We start from the raw sequence: 16,631 nt of genomic DNA, 5'->3' as shown, positions 1-16,631 counted from the left end.
ATTCATTGTATTTACCTCTATTTGTTCCAATGTCCTAATCAACGAAGAAAATCGTAAAAGTATAAAAAAAGAAATGCCGAGGCATTTCTTTTTTCGTTCTATGAGTCTGGATTAAGCGAAGTATGCGTATACTCCGGCATACGCTCTTCTTTTTCCGTTAGCTGAGTATCGGGGCTTTGCTGCTCTTGTGAAATAGGAGACAGCGTAGGTTTTTGTTCATGATTCATGTTTGTTATTCCTCCTTATATAAAGTGAGCTGTTAATCAAGCGAAAGCAAATCATCTTGAATTCGCTGCGTTAAAGATGCCACTTGCTGCGTTAAACTGTCATTTTCCGCCTGGAGTTTTTGATAAGACTGATTTGCTTTTGAACATAGGTAAGGGTCTGTTTCCCACCAGTCCATGCCAATTTCTCTTGCTTTATCAATAGAAGCGACAAGCAGCCGGATTTTTATTGTTAAGAGTTCAACATCAGCAATTTGCACTTTAATATCTCCAGCAATGACAAGACCTTTATCTAATACTTTTTCCAATACTTCCACAATGGTGCCCAGCTGCCCGTTATGTTCCGCCGCCATTTTTTCACTCCTTGTTATAACACTTTTCCTAGGGGACCTAGATCAATATTTAAATCTTCATTTGTAAAGTTAAATACTGATTTTAGCTCCTCCATTTTGTTCTCTAACTTCATCAACGCCACGCCCAGGTCTTCGATTTGAGCGTCCGTCAGGTTTCCGCTGTCGACTCGGCGAATCGCATGTTTTTCAATGAGCTGCCGCAGTAATTCAATGACGGTTAAAACAAGCTGCGCTAGGCCTTGTTCAGCATTTTCCGCACTCAGCTCAATGCGACCGTTTCGTTTGAGGTTATTTTCCATTTCGCAACGCCTCCGTTTCCTGTTCAAGCTGCTGAGAAGAAATGATTTGACGATCATGAGAGCCTATCAGCGTTTCTACAGAAGAAATCAATACCCGCAAATCAAGATAGACTAAATCAATTCCGGCAATTGAAATCAATAAATCACCTTTAATGGCAATTCCTTTATCGAGGATCACATCTAATATATCAATGAGAGCGATGTCTTTTTGCTCGAGCGTTTGTTTTCGCAGCGATGTCATCCCGCATCTTTCTCCGAGCGCAGAGTGTCGATATGATAAGCAGGCCATGGTCCCGTTACTTCAATGTTCAGTCCCATTTTATTGTAAAACGTTTGCTTGTCGCTAATGGCTTTTAGAAACGATTCCACATTGTTCTTTGAAAGAAGGTAGATGCTGTTCCAGCACATGCTGTAGCTCTCGCCGGTTATTTTTTGACTCCAGTTATTTTTGATTTTATGATAAGCGGCGTAAGGACTTATCTCACTGTGCAAGTGATCACAAAGCGAAAGCTGTTCTTTTTCTGTTTCTTCTTCAATCAGCCTTTCTATCTTTTTACGTTCGAAAAACTGCCTGCCCGGAGGCAACGTAGTTATTTCTTCTTTTTTCTCTTGGATAGTTTCATTATGGGTTAGCAGATAGTTCTTTAAAGAATTCGTATGGGCATACACTTTTATATTCCATTCTTCAGATCTTTTTAAAAGTTGAAGAGAAGAGAGGGTTTTTTCTTTGTTATTGACAATACTTTCTCGACAGCTTTCCTTGCTTTTGTAGACCGTACAAAATTTCATGGGAAGAAGCGTGTAGTGACTTTGTAAGAAAAGAAGAGTCTCATGGTGATGCATGGCTTTGTCCTGCAGCCATTTCATATCGTGCTCGATCTTTTCTTTCAGCATTTCTTCCGAATACTCATCGCTTGGCAAGTCGCATACAAATGCGGTAATGTCATCAAAGTAAAGAGCATAGATAGGGTTGTTCTGATCCATGCCTTCAAGTGAAGGAAAGGGCATTTCCTTAGCTTCTTCGGTTGGAACTAGACCATATAAATAAATGAGCTTTTCCATCTTTTAACCTCACTTTTGTTTCTTCGTCATTGATTCCCATTTTTTTAATTCATATTCTTTTGCTGCTTCATACCTCAGCAGCAGTTCTTTTTCTTTTTCCATATATGCATCTTCTGGTATTTCTCCAAGCTCATACATCATTTGAAGATGAACGATTTTTTGCTGAATAAAAGAGACATCGTACAGTTCTTTATCCGCTTCTTCGTTGATTTTCTGTCCGACTTTTACAATGAGCGTAACTGGAGACAGCAGCAGTTTATGAATCATACATTCTCTTTTACTTTTAGTTGAATATTAATAAAGTTATAAGCAGCCCACGGTCCGGAATATTTAAAATCGGCTTTGTGCTTCCATTTTTCATACAGGTCATTTACACGTTCATCAAACGCTGCTTCTTTTTCTCGGTCAATTAAAAAAGAAGCGTTCAAAAGCATCGTTTCGACAATAGGAGGGTTGAGTCTCGACGCTTCAGCTATCGGTTCTAAATGTTGATACAGCTCTTTTTTACAGTCGTGCTGAAGCTTTAAAAAGAATTTCTGAGCTGTTTCTCCGTGCGCAATTTGTTTATAAAAATCAGCACTGGCAGAACGCGGGTTTCGTACTTGCTGCAAAGAAGAATCTTGATTCACTTTTTGTTTCAGCCAGTCCGGTTTCCCAATTACTTTTAGTCCGACTTCTATTTTTCCTTTTAACTGTGGGAAAAGGGAGGCGAACTGTGGATATAAGTTTTCTAACAGCATTTCAACATCTTGTTGACTATGAAACACGTTGCCAAAGCTGATTGGAATAACCGAATCATGCTCATTCATTACTTTGGAAATCACCTGCTGGTGCGCTGTGACGTTCTCTTTTGTAGGATGATAAATTTTAAGAGGAAAGGCAGCGGCCACTATAGCTGCATCTCGGTAATGAATGGTAAAAGTAGCTCTTTCCTGATGATCAATCGTGACGCTGCCAAACGTATGCGCCTCGGTGGCGGGAATACTGCAAAAAATATAAATGCCCGTTTCTTCACTCATCGATTTCTGTTTCATTCCTTTCCATTAAAATAATCAGCTTACTTCTCTGCTGGAGAGCTTCGATAGCGCAGGCTGGTGCGTGAAAAAGACGTAATGTTATGCTGCTTATTGACCAGCACTTCATAGATACCAAGCAGTTCATCTTTTGCATAGCGCCTCATATACTCCTGTTCTTCAAATGCTTCAAGTGTTATTTTCCATCCTCCATTTTGAATCGATTCATACGAAATAATTCGGTGAGGAGGAGCAACGTGTTCTTTAAAAAAATCAGTCACGGATTCCATGATTTCGGCTACTTTCACTTCTCAAATCCACCTTTATGAGTTTATAAATCTAAATCTTGTAAAAGGTTTAGCTGTTCAAGTTTTTTTCCGCCGTTATTCGAAGAAAGAAAATCTTCTCTTTCATTATGAAGCAGCCGAACTGCCTCAGCATACCTCAGCCATGTGTCCACACTGGCAATAACGATTCGAGCTTCGATGGTAATTAATTCAATACCAATAACGGAAATACGAGCGAATACGTCAATTACGACGCCTTTATCTAAGATGCGGTCAACTACTTCAGCTAGACTAGAACAATCGTTTGATTTGTTAATCGTCATGATGAAATTCCTCTCATGTTGCATAGTAAAATATATACGTTTGCTAATCTTGCTATTAATGTGCGTGATATTGTTAAAAATATACAAATAAAACGCGCATAAATTAAAAAATAGTATAAAATACCATGATTATTTTTGTTTAGATACGGGTAGAGTTAAGTACATTACTTTTATCCATTGATGAATGAAAACACATACATAAAACACAAAAGGAGTGGAGAAAGATGAGAAAAGAAGAGCAGCCGGTATTATCTGATTTTATTGAAAAGGACCAATTTGAGTTAAATTCATATTTAACTTCTTTATTTGAAACGACAAGTGAAAAGGAAGAAAAAAACGGTTGATAAGCTGAGAGTGTATAGGGCTACTTTCCATGCGGAAAGTAGTTTTTTCATTTGTGAACTTGATATACTGATTGGATAAAGAGGTGAGAAAGGTGAACGAAAGAGACGTGGTTTCGAGAAGTATTTTAACAAAAGCGACGGGCTTTTTGGCATCTGGTTATACTCATAGTTTAAATCCGTATGCCGGATGTGCATTTTCCTGCAAATTTTGCTACGTGCGAGAACTGCCAATTCAGCGTTTTAAAGAGATGGAGTGGGGGACATGGCTAGAGCTTAAAGTCAACGCAGCTGAAGTCTATCAAAAAGAAATACAAAAACTGCGAAAAAAAGAGCAGCCGGTGCGCATCTTTATGTCTTCAGCGACAGATCCCTATCAGCCTGCTGAGCGTAAAGCAGGCATCACACGTGCCCTTTTAGAAACGATGATCAATCATCCGCCTGATTTTTTATTGATTCAAACAAGGTCGCCCCTTGTGACGAGGGATATTGATTTGCTTTTACAGCTTCAAAAAGTATGTGATCTTCGCGTATCGATGACTGTTGAAACGGACCGAGAAGATGTAAAACAAATTTTTTCTCCTTATGCTCCGGGGATGAAACTTCGTATGAACGCGTTAAAAAAAGTAAAAAAAAGCGGAATTTCAACGCAAGTAACCATTGCTCCAATGCTTCCTTTCACGCCTGAATTTCCTAAAAAAATAGAAGGAATGATGGACCGAATTTGCATTGATACCTTGTACTTAGGAGACGGTTCCTTAGGTAAAACGTCTAAAAGGCTAGGGATGCCTGAATTATTTGAGAAGTACGGTTTCCTAGACTGGTATGACAAAGACATTCATATCAAAGCCATTCGTTATTTTGAAAAATTTTATCCTTCTTCAATGATTTATCTTTCTCAAGAGGGATTTGCCCCATAAAAAAAGAAGGGCTAGAAGAACCCTTCTTTTTTTATATTAGTTTTTATACGTATCAAACATGTTCGTATCGTCAGGTACGTTTTCTAAATAGCTGATTTTCCCGTTTTCATCTAGCTTAGCAATATCTTTTCCCGTTTGAGTAAAGACGCTGCCAGATGCACGTTTACCGCATACTGCCCAGGGCGTTTCAAACTTATCTGTACCTTCAACTGCTTTCCAGCCTTCGAACATATGCTTAATATCAGCATTTTCTTTAAACACCATTTTCACAAACAGCTTCCAGTTTTCAATGCCTTGCTTTTCGTGGCCGTTTAAGACAAATACGATATCTTCTGAAAAAAGCCCCACTAATTCTTCAAATGCTTGTTCGCTTGTACGTGATTGATCGAATAAATCAAAATATCTATTTAAGTTTTCCATGATGATCTCCTTTGGGTGCTACAGCACCATTTTTTCTTCTACTGTTGCTTTTAGCATGTCCAGGTTTTCTTTTGGACATTTTTTGTGAATTTCATTTGTGAGCGTAGCAATGGTTTGCCGTTTTAAGGTAGACTGCCACGAAGATTCGGCTTCTTCCATTAAATCGGATAATAAGCAAATATCTTTGTCTTTTAAGTTAAGCATATCGTGAAAAATACCGCTTGATGAGTAAAGAGACTGCTTACCTTCAATGGCTACGTATACGTCATAAATACGAATTTCTTCCGGCGTTTTCTTTAAGCGAAATCCACCTTTGCTACCAGGAACGGAAGCAAGTAAATCAGCGCTAACCAGCTTGCGAAGAAGCTTTTGAAAATACGTAGGCGAACCACCAAGCTGAGTGCTGATGACATCTCCTGGCAACACAGCTTTTTCAGGTAAAAACGTAAGCAGCAAAATGGCATACACCGATTGCTCAACGCCTGTTTTCATGTGCAAAAACATCATCTCCTGCTTTATGTGTACAAAGTGGATAATGATTATCCACTTTTAAGTTATCATACCGCTTATGAATCAAAAAGTAAAGCAGTTACTTAATATGCACGCGATATTCGTGTATACTGTGAAAGAAGCAGCAACAAAATACGGAGATGAGAGAATGACAACTATTGCAGATATCGCTCAGCTTGCAGGAGTAGCAAAAAGCACTGTATCCCGCTACCTTAACGGAGGGTCTGTGAGCGATGCGACGAAACGAAAAATCGAAGAGATTATTAAAGAAACAAACTATAGCCCAAATGCGTTTGCTCAAAGCTTAAAAGCGAAAAAAACAAATATCATTGGCGTAATTGTTCCGCGCATGGGTTCTTTTGCGACTTCCCGCACATTAGATGGTATTGACCAAGAACTTAGAGACCACCACTATCAAATGATTATTTCCAATTCTAATCAAGATTTAGAAAGAGAAGTCGAAAATATCTATACGCTGGCTAAGCAGAAGGTAGCAGGTATTATTCTTCTTGCCGTTCAAATCACAAAAGCTCATTTGGAAGCGTTCCGCACAATTTCAATTCCCGTTTTGCTAATTGGACAGCAGCATGAAGAAGTCCACAGTTTAATTCACCAAGACTACGAGGCTGCATGCGACATTGGAAGGTACATAGGAGAAAAAGGGCATAAAAAAATCGCTTTTTTAGGCGTAACCGAAAAAGACATAGCTGTAGGTGTAAAGCGAAAAGAAGGCTTAAAGCAAGGTCTTAAAGACAGAGATTGCGAGATCCGCTGTTATCAAACAAGCTTTAACATGAGCGATGCAATCGGGGCCGCTACGGCTGTGATGAAAGAATTTAATCCGTCCATTATTGTATGTGCGACCGATAACATTGCGCTTGGTACGTTAAAGGCAGCTTATTTAAACGGACTGCGCGTTCCTGAAGATGTATCCATTACCGGCTTTGGAGGCTATGAAATTACAGGTGTGATTCATCCCAGCTTAACAACCGTAAAATATTACTATAAAGAAGCGGGACAAATGGGGGCACAGCGAATCATTAAGCTAGTTAACGGAGAAGAAGTCGAAAAGCTTACGCTTTCGAACTATGAATTAATTGAAAGAGAGAGCGTTGATAATCGTTTTACATAAAAAACGATTGACAGAATGTAGGAGATGCTATAGTATAAGTGGTGTAAATACAAACAAATAATTGAACGTATCTCCTAAAGGGGAGTAGCTTTAACAGCAAAGTCGTCATTACAGAGATTATCTCTCGGCTTTGTTGGCGACATTATGTTGTTAGCAAGACCTTTACCGCTTATTTGGTAAGGGTCTTTTTTGTATTCAATTATAAAAAGGGAGGAAAAGGCTTGGACATTTAAAGGAGAAACGTTACATAAAAAGAGAAGGTGGAGGTAACTATGGAGGAACTAATTGGCGTATCAGTGCAAGGTTTGCTGCAAATTATTTTTCTTGATTTAATTTTAAGCGGGGATAACGCAATTGTTATTGCAATGGCGGCTCGTAACGTACCAAAAGATTTACAAAAAAGAGCAATTTTAATTGGAACAGGCGGCGCGATTGGTCTTCGATTATTATTTGCGGCTATTATTGTCCCTTTATTGAAAATACCATTAATCGGAGCGGTCGGCGGTTTGATGCTAGTGTGGATTGCATATAAATTATTAGCGGACAATCACGATCACGGTGACAATCCTCAAGGTGGAGCAACGGTATGGAGCGCGGTTAAAACCATCATTATCGCAGATGCGGTCATGTCATTAGATAACGTATTAGCTCTAGCAGGTGTAGCTCACGAATTTGTCCCGATTATGATTGGTGTATTAATTTCAATTCCGATTATTATTTGGGGAAGTAGCTTTATTATGAAAGCAATGGAAAAATTTCCGATTATCATTTACGCTGGAGCAGCGATGCTTGCATGGTCTGCTGGGAAAATGATTGTGGAAGATAAAATTATCGGCGGATTTGTTCCAACTACAGCTTTACATCTCGCTGTTCAAGTTATCTTAACCATTGCAGTTGTAGGCATTGGGTACATGAAAAACAAAAAAATGAAAAAAGAACAAGCCCACGCAGCTTAAAAAAAGAGCGTACGGATCATCCGTACGCTCTTTTTTTATGATTCGGGGTAGTGCATAAGTAAAAAAAAGCTTGCTTCTTCTTCAGAAGAATTGATATAGCTGTGAGAGGTATTTCCTGAAAAATGCAGAGCGTCTCCCGAGACTAATTCATGTTCTTCATTTTCAAAACGAACCGTTAATTCGCCTTCTTTAATAAGTAAGTATTCATCTCCTAAATGAGTTTTCGCTTCGTGCACGCATCCGGGCTTTAATGTGACGATGTAAATTTCAAACTTTTTTTCCGGATGATAAGGAAAAAAAGAATACACTAAGTAATCACCTTTGTTGTCCGTGATGGGATCTAGCTGTTTTATGCTTACTTTCTGCACATCCGGGGTGTCTTCTTTCATAAATACAGAAAAAGAGACTTGAAGGCCGTTGGCGATTTTCCAAAGCGTGGTAACCGTGGGACTGGATTTACCTTTTTCAATTTGTGCAAGCATTGCTTTACTAACACCCGTTAATTCGGAAACTTGATCAAGCGTCAAATTTCGATTTTTTCGTAATTTAACAAGATTTTTAGCAATAATATCTTGAATCGCGTCCATTGTTGTACTCCTTTAATTATTATAAAGATAGTATAACATACTGTTGTTTAATATAACGTATAGATGTATAATATAGCAGAAAAGGAGGGAGTACGGTGATTGCAGAAAAAGCAGTACAGCAAAGAGAAAAAGTGGACTTAACGTTCAGACAAGGGGCTAAGGATTGTATCCCTACGCTACTCGGTTACATAAGCATAGGGCTTGCTGCCGGGATCGTTGGAGTGTCCTCGCATCTTTCCATTATGGAAGTTACTTTATTATCAGCGCTCGTGTATGCCGGGGCAGCACAGTTTATTATTTGTGCACTGATGGTTGCGAACAGCTCGATTTCAGCTATTATTCTCACAACATTTATCGTTAACTTAAGACACTTTCTTTTGAGCGCTACGATCGCGCCTGAATTTACAAAATATTCGTTATTAAAAAACGTCGGAATTGGAGCCCTTCTAACGGACGAATCATTTGGGGTGTCTTCCAGTAAAATTGCAAAAGGTGAGCCAATTAATGACCGCTGGATGAATGGATTAAATATAACGGCTTACGTCAGCTGGATTATCGCCTGTACGACAGGAGCTATTTTTGGCCATATGCTATCTAACCCGGAAGCCTTTGGGTTTGATTTTGCCTTAACAGCTATGTTTTTAGCTCTGCTTGTTTTACAAATCGAAAGCGTGTTACCTTCAAAGCTTAATCATTACTTACGTTTAATTCTTTATATGGCGATTATTATGATTGTGCTGTCTTTTTTCGTACCTTCACATGTGGCTGTATTAATTTCAACGATTATTGTAGCGACAATTGGGGTGGTGACGGATAAATGAGTATCCACTACCCAACACTCATCATTATTTTAGGGTGTGCCCTTGTTACCGTAGTTCCTCGCATTGTTCCGTTTTTAGTTGTACGTAACATCGCGCTGCCAGAACCCGTATTAAAATGGCTATCCTATATTCCTATTTGTATTTTAACCGCACTTGTTGTAGAAAATTTTATCATTCAAGCAAATGACAGCGTAAAGATTAACTGGCCCGTCATTATCGTAGTCATTCCAACCTTACTGATTGCCCTGAAAACCAAAAGCTTATCCATCACCGTTATTAGCGGAGTTGGAATGATGGCGCTGCTTCGTTTTTTTCTTTGGTCATGAAAGCTCAAGTTATGCTCTTGAGCTTTTTTACTGTCTCCTTTACGTACGCTTTTTCATATAGTATGATAAGAGTGTAAATTAGAAGCCAATGAAAACAAAAATATAAATGAGGTGCTTTTATGAGCGGAGTAGTATCTAAATAGGAAAAATTAAATGAAATAAATTGAATAAGTAAGATGGGTATTTTTTAAAAAAATAAGGTACCCTTTGTTTGCTTATGAATTTATTTCACTGCCTATGAAGATACCTACAATGCTTTATAAAGGGTTCGGCATTTGTCGTCAGGGAGGCGTCTGTTTTTACAGAGCTTTCTTTTGTGATATGTGCCCTAGACGCCTGATTAACGCAAAAAGCTGTGGGATCACCACAGCTTTTTTTGTTTACCTTTTTCATTGCCTTCTAATAAATAGGTATCTTCATATGTGATGACAAATCATAGTGAGGAGAAAAACCATGAATACGATGACATTTGAAAAATTGCAGTATCATGAATTAAAAAAAATCGTAAAATCTCACTGCGTAAGTGAGCTGGGAAAACAATTAATGGATAAACTTCAGCCGAGCACATCTCTTAAAACAGTAAAAAACCGACTTAAAGAAACAACGGAAGCACGAAGACTTCTAGATGCTGAGAAATCACTTCCGCTATCAGGTGTCTCAGGTATAGGAAGAGTCATCGAAAAGCTTGAAAAAGGCATGATTTTAGAGCCCGAAGAGCTAATGCGCGTATCCGATTTTTTAAAAGGCTGCAGAAAAGTAAAACAATATATGGTGGATAAAGAATTTTTTGCTTCGCTCTTAAGTTCCTATGCCCATTCGATGAAAGAACTGACAAGTATAGAAGAGGAAATTAATTTTGCGATCAAGGCTGGAAAAGTAGACGCTGCGGCAAGCAAAGAGCTCAAGCGTATCAGAAGACATATAGAAGGAACGGAAGCTAAGATTTCAGAACAGCTTGCGAAATTTTTACGAAACAGTAAAAACAAAGAGTATATTCAAGACTTTTTTATCAGTAAAAAAGGAGACCGCTATACGATTCCGATTAAGGCCTCCTATAAAAATCACGTTGGAGGAACAATTGTTGAAACATCCTCTAAAGGGTCAACAGTATTCATAGAGCCGGCATCTATTACAAAGCTGAATGCGGAACTAGCGATTTTGAAAGCAGAAGAAGAGGTAGAAGAATATCAAATTTTAGCGTCTTTAACAGGTTTAGTGTTAGAGAAGCTAGCTGATATTCATATTAATTTAGAGCTAATTAGCCAATACGACATGGTGTTTGCCAAAGCAAAATACAGTAAACAGGCAGACGGAATCGAACCTAAAATTAATGATTATGGATATATTCATTTAAAAGGCGCATATCACCCGCTGTTAACTGGTGAAATTGTTCCGCTTCACTTCGAAATTGGCGAGAATTATCGAAGCTTAATTATTACGGGACCTAACGCAGGAGGAAAAACCGTTGTCTTAAAAACGATTGGGCTACTGACACTCGCTACAATGTTAGGATTTCATATTACAGCTGATGAAGGAACAGAAATTGCATTGTTTGAGCATGTTTTTGTCGATATCGGCGACAACCAAAGTATTGAAAATGCGCTGAGTACCTTTTCCTCACACATGAAAAATATATCGGCTATTTTGCAAAAAGCAACAAACAATACGCTGCTCCTATTCGATGAAATTGGCAGCGGCACCGAACCGAATGAAGGAGCTGCACTTGCGATTGCGATTTTAGAAAAGTTTTATCATATGGGCTGCATAACGGTCGCGACTACGCATTACGGAGAAATTAAGCGTTTCTCAGAAATTCATCCTGACTTTATGAATGCCGCAATGCAGTTCAACAGTAAAACATTAGAACCGCTGTATCAACTGTTAATTGGAACATCTGGAGAAAGCAATGCGCTTTGGATTTCAAAGAAGATGAAGGTAGAAGAAGAGATTTTACAAAAAGCAAAGTTTTATATGGAAAGCAAATCGTATGATACAGAAGTCGTCAGAGAAAATAAAATAAAAAAACCAACTATTTTGAAGGAAAAGAAAAAAGACTGTGTTGAATACCAAATGGGAGATCGAGTCAAACTGTTAGATTATGAAAATCATGCGATTGTTTATAAGTCTAAAGACAACACAAACAATATAGTCGTACTCTATCAGAAGGAGTTAATTGAAGTAAACGTTAAGCGAGTAGCTCTTGAAATCAAAGCTGCTGAATTATATCCCGAAGGCTATGACCTCGATTCGTTATTTATTAGCTATAAAGATCGAAAAGAGCAGCATGATCTGCAGCGAGGATCAAAAAAAGCATTGCGGAAAATTGAAAAAGATATACGCGAAAATAGATAAAACAGAAACCCAGCACTTATAAGAAAGTGGTGGGTTTTGTTTTTATGTAGCTTCTCAAAACTACATAGAACAGATCTCCAAATAAATCTTAAAAGAATTTACATCACTTTTATAGTTGTTTATTGTTGTGGTTTTTTGTTGTTTTAACGTGTTATGATATGAAATAGTTATAAAAACAACATAAACAACAACAATCAACATCTAAAACACTTTCATTTTGTTAAGTGTAAAAAACAGCCTCAGATATAAGTGCACTCATTATTTTTACCGCTTTCGCCCATCGTAGGAATTCTCTACGAATGAGAAAACTATTTATCAAAAACATTGTAAATGGCAAATTAAATAACGAAAGGAAAGAGGAAAATGAAAAAAATCGAAGCTGTAGTATTTGACTGGGCTGGAACAATGATTGATTACGGGTGTTTTGCTCCGCTTGAGGCGTTTTTAGAGGTATTTAAAAGACATAAGGTAGAAATTACAATTGAAGAAGCTAGAGAGCCAATGGGCATGCTGAAAATTGAACATATCCGAGCACTTCTTAAGATGCCGCGTATTCAACGGGAATGGAAAAAGGCACACGGATCAAAGTCAACAGAACAAGATGTTGCAAAACTGAATGATGAATTTGAATCAAGCTTATTTTGTATATTAGAAGACTTCACCACGCCTATTCCTGGAGCTGTTGAGCTTTCAGAGCGTTTGCGAAACAGAAATATTAAAATAGGTTCTACGACGGGATATACGAAAAAAATGATGGAGATTGTTGCGCCAAAAGCAAAAGAAAAAGGATATTCACCGGACTGTTACTTCACAGCAGATGATGTAAAAGCAGGCCGGCCGTATCCATGGATGTGTTACCGTAATGCCATGGAGTTAGATGTCTTTCCTATGAATCGTATCATAAAAATAGGAGACACCGTAACGGATATGCAAGAAGGAAAAAATGCCGGCATGTGGACAGTAGGCGTGATTTTAGGAAGCAGTGAGATGGGACTTTCTGAAGAAGCAGAAAAGAATATGGATCAAAAAGAATTAAAAATAAAAATGGAAGAAGTGAGAAGCCGTTTAGAAGAAGCCGGGGCAAATTTCGTAGTGGATCGTATTTCTGACCTTGATCAAGTGATTAATCAATTGGAACAACAATAAAGAGGAGGATTATCATGAAAAATCCATATTTGCTTTTAACTCCAGGTCCATTATCTACGACAGCTTCGGTTCGCGAAACGATGCTGAAAGATTGGTGTACATGGGATGATGAATATAATAATCTCGTCCAAGATATAAGAAAGCGTTTAGTCAAGCTGGCAACGGCGTCTTCTTTATACACTGCTGTGTTAATGCAGGGAAGCGGCACGTTTTGTGTAGAAGCAGCCATCGGAACGTTCGTACCGAGAGTCGAAGGGAAAATCCTGATAGCAGCAAATGGAGCTTACGGCTTAAGAATGGTTCATATGTGTGAAGCAATCGGAATTAATAACACTGTATATAAAGTAAATGAAACTGAGTCTTTTGATACAGATGTGATTGAACGAATGCTTCAAGAAGACGAAGACATCACTCATGTAGCTGTCGTTCACTGTGAAACGACAACAGGAATTTTAAATCCTATTGAAGAAGTATGTTGTATTGCTAAGCGCTATAATAAAATGACCATTGTAGACGCCATGAGCAGTTTTGGCGGTATACCCATGGATATAGAGCAGCTGCAGATTGATTTACTTATCAGCAGTTCGAATAAATGCATTCAAGGCGTTCCTGGATTCGGATTTGTCATTGCTAAAACAGATGAGCTTGAAAAATGTAAAGGAAATGCCCGTTCCCTTTCACTCGACCTTTATGATCAATATAAAACGATGGAAAAGGATAAAGGGAAATGGCGCTTTACCTCCCCAACTCATGTGGTCCGGGCATTTTATCAGGCGCTACTCGAACTTGAAGAAGAAGGGGGAGTCCAAGGTCGCTTTAAGCGGTATCGAGAAAATCAGCACTTGCTAGTGACAGGGATGAGGAGGCTAGGGTTTAATACGCTGCTGCAATCAAAACAGCAGTCACCTATTATTACATCCTTTCTTTACCCTACCTATTCTTTTTTTACATTTCAAGGGTTTTATCAATCTTTAAAAAAACAAGGTTTTGTCATTTATCCAGGAAAAGTTTCTCAAGTGGACACCTTTAGAATTGGAAACATTGGAGACGTACATAAACAAGATATCGAAAGATTGCTAGAAGCGATTCATTCGACAATGAAGAGGAAGGAGATTCAGCAATGAACGTGTTTAGGCGGTGCCGGCAAAATTTCTCGCGAATCAGTATAAAATTTAGCGTAATACTATCTTTCAAGAGTTAAAGAAGCAAGGTCTGCATGAAGAAAAAAAATATCATCTTTACATGAGCAAATTTTTTCGTAGAGTTAGGAGTGCAATAATGTGTCTTTATTGGCAGAACAACGTAAAAAAACAATTTTAGATATGATTGAACATCAAGGGCAAGTCAAAGTAAACGACTTAGCGCACGCTTTTGATGTATCGACTGAGACTATTCGCCGTTATCTAGAAGAATTAGAAGGAGAAAAAAAGTTAAAAAAAGTGTATGGCGGGGCCGTGAAAATAGAAACAGAAATTGCTGAGCCGCCTATGTTTGAGCGAGAAGTCATAAGAAGCAAAGAAAAGAAAAAAATAGGGAGTAAAGCAGCTGAGCTGATAGAAGAAGGCAACGTTATTTTTATAGATGAAGGCAGCACGACCATGCAAATGGTTTCGTCACTTGTCAATATTTCTAATATAACGGTTATTACAAATTCCTTTCCTCTTGTGACTATGCTAATCGACTACCAAAACAAGCAGGTTTTCAGCGGAGAAGTTATTTTTCTAGGAGGTCATGTAAGAAGCAAACATTTTCGGGCTTCTGGATCCCTAGCAGAAAGGGTTGCAAAAGAATTTTATGTAGATAAAGCCTTTATTTCAATTGACGGCCTTCATCCCGAAGCTGGGATTACGAGCTTTGACTTAGAAAAGTGCCTGCTGTCTAAAATCTTCATCGCTAATGCAAACCAGACCATTGTATTGGCTGATCATTCCAAGCTAGAAGTGAAGGCGAACTACAAAATAGATTCTTTAAAGCACATTGATTATATTTTATGCACTGCTTCTCTTCCGGAAACTTGGGGAGATTTGAATGCAAGCTGGATTAAATGTTAAAAATAACAAAAGGGGAATGTTTTATAAACATTCCCCTTTTGTTAAGTACTTAAAAGGTAAGGAGGTTTTTTTAGCTATATTAATAATCTATAGGTACAAAAAACATCTTTCACCGCTCTAATGTACTCGAGAGATGCGTTTAATAAATTATTCGTTCGTTGGAACAGGAAGACTTTTGAGCATTGAAAAACAATAAGCCATTTTTTTTGCAAAATGTAAAGGAGGCTCTACAGATTGAATATGCAGATACATAAGGACCGGTTCTGTAAAAAGCCAATGGTTATGCAAAGCGCTTACGATAAGACCTTGCCGCGCAGCAGCTTCTGTAAAACGAGGGATTTCTTCTTGTAAAATAGCAATCTCAGCCAAGTTTAACGCGTTTCCCTGTGCGTCTATCGCCTCAAATGATACACCAACAGGAACGACAGAGCTGCTTTTTCGCCCTTGAACATGAGCTTGAAAGCTTCTTTTAAGCGACACTGAGCATCCTGTTGGACTAACTTTGCTTTTAGCGTTTAAAATCTGGCCAAACTGCTGACAAATTTCACTTGTAGTATACATTATAAGCTCCTGCCTTTCTTCTATACTCTTAGTAAGCTTTATGACATAAGAGCTTCACTTATGCAAACGGTGTTCTTATAAAAAAATCCCCTTCACGATGAAGAGGATTTTTTTATTATTCAGCATGCGATGAGCGTTCGTTTAACAAATTTTCATAAAAACGGGCAAGTGAAGCAGAAAGGTATGGAATAGACCATAAAAAGCCGATTCCTAGTGTAATAATACTTAATAAAAACCAGCCAAGAAAGCTTAGCAGCAGCAGGAAGTACTGTCCTTTGTAACCATTCATCAACCTGCGGCTTTCTGTAATCGCTTGATTCATCGAGTAAGTAGGATTGTCTTTACAAATATAGTACGTTTGTGAATATGCCAGTGCTTTGATAATTCCAGGAATCAGTAAAAGCAGTGACCACAGCATCACATAAAGAGTCATAAGTACATAAATCCCTAATGACTTTACATAAAGACCGAAGTCTTGGAATGTTTTGAACAAATGTCCCAATTGGACAGATTCACCTCGCGCTAAACCTAAAAATGCCCAGTAGTTCGCCATGAGAAGAGGCGAAAAGACAATAGCAAAGGCAGTTGAAATCCATGACGCCGAATCAGATTCATCTTTCATCCAATTGTCATAGCCGCCGCTTGCCACAATTTCAAATGGAATAGGCAGAAGCGTATATACTCCGTACGTCACCACCGTAAGTAAAATCGCTAGTCCCCAGCGATTTTTCAAAGAAGCTTTAGCTTCTCTTTTAATCGTACCGATGTTCATGTTGTTCCTCCTTTAATGTTGCAAAATATGTACCTTTTTTGCTCGTATTAACATGTAAACCATGCACAATTGTTAATTTTGTATGAAATGAAAATAATAGTCAATAGGTTCTGAGATGAAAAGCAAAGCTCCTGTGAAAAATTTTTACTAGACAGATAGAAATCGCTAAATAGGT

At 38.3% G+C, this 16,631-nt stretch carries 23 protein-coding genes; 9 read left to right on the top strand and 14 right to left on the bottom strand.

The genetic code is table 11. The features are described from left to right. Positions 1 to 98 precede the first annotated feature (98 nt). Genes MKY06_RS16490 through gvpA form a run of 9 tightly spaced genes read right to left on the bottom strand, consistent with a single transcriptional unit; the run spans position 99 to position 3,561 of the window. Positions 99 to 227: a hypothetical protein gene (locus tag MKY06_RS16490; RefSeq protein WP_255286300.1), complete on the bottom strand. Its 129-nt coding sequence runs from the start codon at positions 225 to 227 to the stop codon at positions 99 to 101. Between the two features lie 32 nt (positions 228 to 259). Continuing rightward, positions 260 to 577: a gas vesicle protein gene (locus MKY06_RS16485; RefSeq protein WP_013057928.1), complete on the bottom strand. Its 318-nt coding sequence runs from the start codon at positions 575 to 577 to the stop codon at positions 260 to 262. A 14-nt stretch (positions 578 to 591) separates the two neighbouring features. Further along, positions 592 to 876: a gas vesicle protein K gene (locus tag MKY06_RS16480; protein ID WP_013057927.1), complete on the bottom strand. Its 285-nt coding sequence runs from the start codon at positions 874 to 876 to the stop codon at positions 592 to 594. Further along, entirely contained in the window at positions 866 to 1,117 is a 252-nt protein-coding gene (locus MKY06_RS16475; RefSeq protein ID WP_013057926.1) for a gas vesicle protein, read from the bottom strand. The genes MKY06_RS16480 and MKY06_RS16475 overlap by 11 nt, the downstream gene beginning before the upstream one ends. Then, positions 1,114 to 1,938, bottom strand: a complete 825-nt coding sequence (locus MKY06_RS16470) for a GvpL/GvpF family gas vesicle protein (RefSeq protein WP_029322887.1) — start codon at positions 1,936 to 1,938, stop codon at positions 1,114 to 1,116. Before MKY06_RS16470 ends, MKY06_RS16475 begins: the two co-directional genes overlap by 4 nt. A 9-nt stretch (positions 1,939 to 1,947) precedes the next feature. Continuing rightward, positions 1,948 to 2,205: a gas vesicle protein GvpG gene (locus MKY06_RS16465; protein WP_013057924.1), complete on the bottom strand. Its 258-nt coding sequence runs from the start codon at positions 2,203 to 2,205 to the stop codon at positions 1,948 to 1,950. Beyond that, positions 2,202 to 2,972 carry a GvpL/GvpF family gas vesicle protein gene (locus MKY06_RS16460; RefSeq protein ID WP_225518885.1) on the bottom strand — a complete coding sequence of 257 codons (771 nt, stop codon included), beginning with the start codon at positions 2,970 to 2,972 and terminating at the stop codon, positions 2,202 to 2,204. Before MKY06_RS16460 ends, MKY06_RS16465 begins: the two co-directional genes overlap by 4 nt. 23 nt (positions 2,973 to 2,995) lie before the next feature. Then, positions 2,996 to 3,259 (bottom strand): gas vesicle protein GvpO, encoded by a 264-nt coding sequence (locus MKY06_RS16455; protein ID WP_013057922.1) that lies wholly within the window; start codon positions 3,257 to 3,259, stop codon positions 2,996 to 2,998. A 23-nt stretch (positions 3,260 to 3,282) separates the two neighbouring features. Then, positions 3,283 to 3,561, bottom strand: coding sequence for a gas vesicle structural protein GvpA (gvpA, locus tag MKY06_RS16450; RefSeq protein WP_013057921.1), 279 nt, complete (start codon positions 3,559 to 3,561; stop codon positions 3,283 to 3,285). A gap of 436 nt (positions 3,562 to 3,997) precedes the next feature. Between gvpA and MKY06_RS16445 the strand changes: the two genes are divergently transcribed. Beyond that, positions 3,998 to 4,822 (top strand): SPL family radical SAM protein, encoded by an 825-nt coding sequence (locus MKY06_RS16445; protein WP_098399592.1) that lies wholly within the window; start codon positions 3,998 to 4,000, stop codon positions 4,820 to 4,822. A 36-nt stretch (positions 4,823 to 4,858) separates the two neighbouring features. Here the strand turns inward: MKY06_RS16445 and MKY06_RS16440 are convergent, their stop codons facing one another. After that, positions 4,859 to 5,242: a nuclear transport factor 2 family protein gene (locus MKY06_RS16440; protein WP_013057918.1), complete on the bottom strand. Its 384-nt coding sequence runs from the start codon at positions 5,240 to 5,242 to the stop codon at positions 4,859 to 4,861. 18 nt (positions 5,243 to 5,260) lie between these two features. Then, a complete protein-coding gene (locus MKY06_RS16435; protein ID WP_029322884.1) occupies positions 5,261 to 5,740 on the bottom strand; it encodes an RrF2 family transcriptional regulator in 480 nt (159 codons plus the stop codon). 160 nt (positions 5,741 to 5,900) lie between these two features. Between MKY06_RS16435 and MKY06_RS16430 the strand changes: the two genes are divergently transcribed. Together MKY06_RS16430 and MKY06_RS16425 are read left to right on the top strand one after the other, a co-directional pair. Beyond that, positions 5,901 to 6,884, top strand: coding sequence for a LacI family DNA-binding transcriptional regulator (locus MKY06_RS16430; protein WP_176525689.1), 984 nt, complete (start codon positions 5,901 to 5,903; stop codon positions 6,882 to 6,884). A 272-nt stretch (positions 6,885 to 7,156) separates the two neighbouring features. After that, positions 7,157 to 7,840 (top strand): TerC family protein, encoded by a 684-nt coding sequence (locus MKY06_RS16425; RefSeq protein ID WP_013057915.1) that lies wholly within the window; start codon positions 7,157 to 7,159, stop codon positions 7,838 to 7,840. A gap of 35 nt (positions 7,841 to 7,875) precedes the next feature. Here the strand turns inward: MKY06_RS16425 and MKY06_RS16420 are convergent, their stop codons facing one another. Next, positions 7,876 to 8,427 carry a helix-turn-helix domain-containing protein gene (locus MKY06_RS16420; protein ID WP_013057914.1) on the bottom strand — a complete coding sequence of 184 codons (552 nt, stop codon included), beginning with the start codon at positions 8,425 to 8,427 and terminating at the stop codon, positions 7,876 to 7,878. Positions 8,428 to 8,522: 95 nt separating this feature from the next. On the opposite strand from MKY06_RS16420, the gene MKY06_RS16415 reads away from it, so the two are divergent. The 6 genes from MKY06_RS16415 (at position 8,523) to MKY06_RS16390 (ending at position 15,123) form a co-directional block, all read left to right on the top strand. Then, positions 8,523 to 9,248 carry an AzlC family ABC transporter permease gene (locus MKY06_RS16415; protein ID WP_013057913.1) on the top strand — a complete coding sequence of 242 codons (726 nt, stop codon included), beginning with the start codon at positions 8,523 to 8,525 and terminating at the stop codon, positions 9,246 to 9,248. Then, positions 9,245 to 9,574: an AzlD domain-containing protein gene (locus MKY06_RS16410; protein WP_013057912.1), complete on the top strand. Its 330-nt coding sequence runs from the start codon at positions 9,245 to 9,247 to the stop codon at positions 9,572 to 9,574. The genes MKY06_RS16415 and MKY06_RS16410 overlap by 4 nt, the downstream gene beginning before the upstream one ends. A 453-nt stretch (positions 9,575 to 10,027) precedes the next feature. After that, positions 10,028 to 11,926, top strand: a complete 1,899-nt coding sequence (locus MKY06_RS16405) for an endonuclease MutS2 (protein WP_098277663.1) — start codon at positions 10,028 to 10,030, stop codon at positions 11,924 to 11,926. A gap of 363 nt (positions 11,927 to 12,289) precedes the next feature. Next, positions 12,290 to 13,072, top strand: a complete 783-nt coding sequence (phnX, locus tag MKY06_RS16400) for a phosphonoacetaldehyde hydrolase (RefSeq protein ID WP_098277662.1) — start codon at positions 12,290 to 12,292, stop codon at positions 13,070 to 13,072. Between the two features lie 11 nt (positions 13,073 to 13,083). Further along, the gene (gene phnW, locus MKY06_RS16395; protein WP_289920656.1) at positions 13,084 to 14,196 is read left to right on the top strand and encodes a 2-aminoethylphosphonate--pyruvate transaminase; all 1,113 of its coding nucleotides are present in this window, start codon (positions 13,084 to 13,086) and stop codon (positions 14,194 to 14,196) included. Between the two features lie 156 nt (positions 14,197 to 14,352). Next, positions 14,353 to 15,123, top strand: a complete 771-nt coding sequence (locus MKY06_RS16390; RefSeq protein ID WP_098277660.1) for a DeoR/GlpR family DNA-binding transcription regulator — start codon at positions 14,353 to 14,355, stop codon at positions 15,121 to 15,123. A gap of 147 nt (positions 15,124 to 15,270) precedes the next feature. Here the strand turns inward: MKY06_RS16390 and MKY06_RS16385 are convergent, their stop codons facing one another. Together MKY06_RS16385 and MKY06_RS16380 are read right to left on the bottom strand one after the other, a co-directional pair. Beyond that, entirely contained in the window at positions 15,271 to 15,684 is a 414-nt protein-coding gene (locus MKY06_RS16385) for a DUF1259 domain-containing protein (protein ID WP_013057907.1), read from the bottom strand. Between the two features lie 115 nt (positions 15,685 to 15,799). Next, positions 15,800 to 16,456: a DUF975 family protein gene (locus MKY06_RS16380; RefSeq protein WP_013057906.1), complete on the bottom strand. Its 657-nt coding sequence runs from the start codon at positions 16,454 to 16,456 to the stop codon at positions 15,800 to 15,802. Positions 16,457 to 16,631 lie beyond the last annotated feature (175 nt).

The organism is Priestia sp. FSL P4-0332, from assembly GCF_038005845.1.
Lineage (GTDB): Bacteria > Bacillota > Bacilli > Bacillales > Bacillaceae_H > Priestia.
This window is presented reverse-complemented; position numbering and strand designations above follow the sequence as displayed.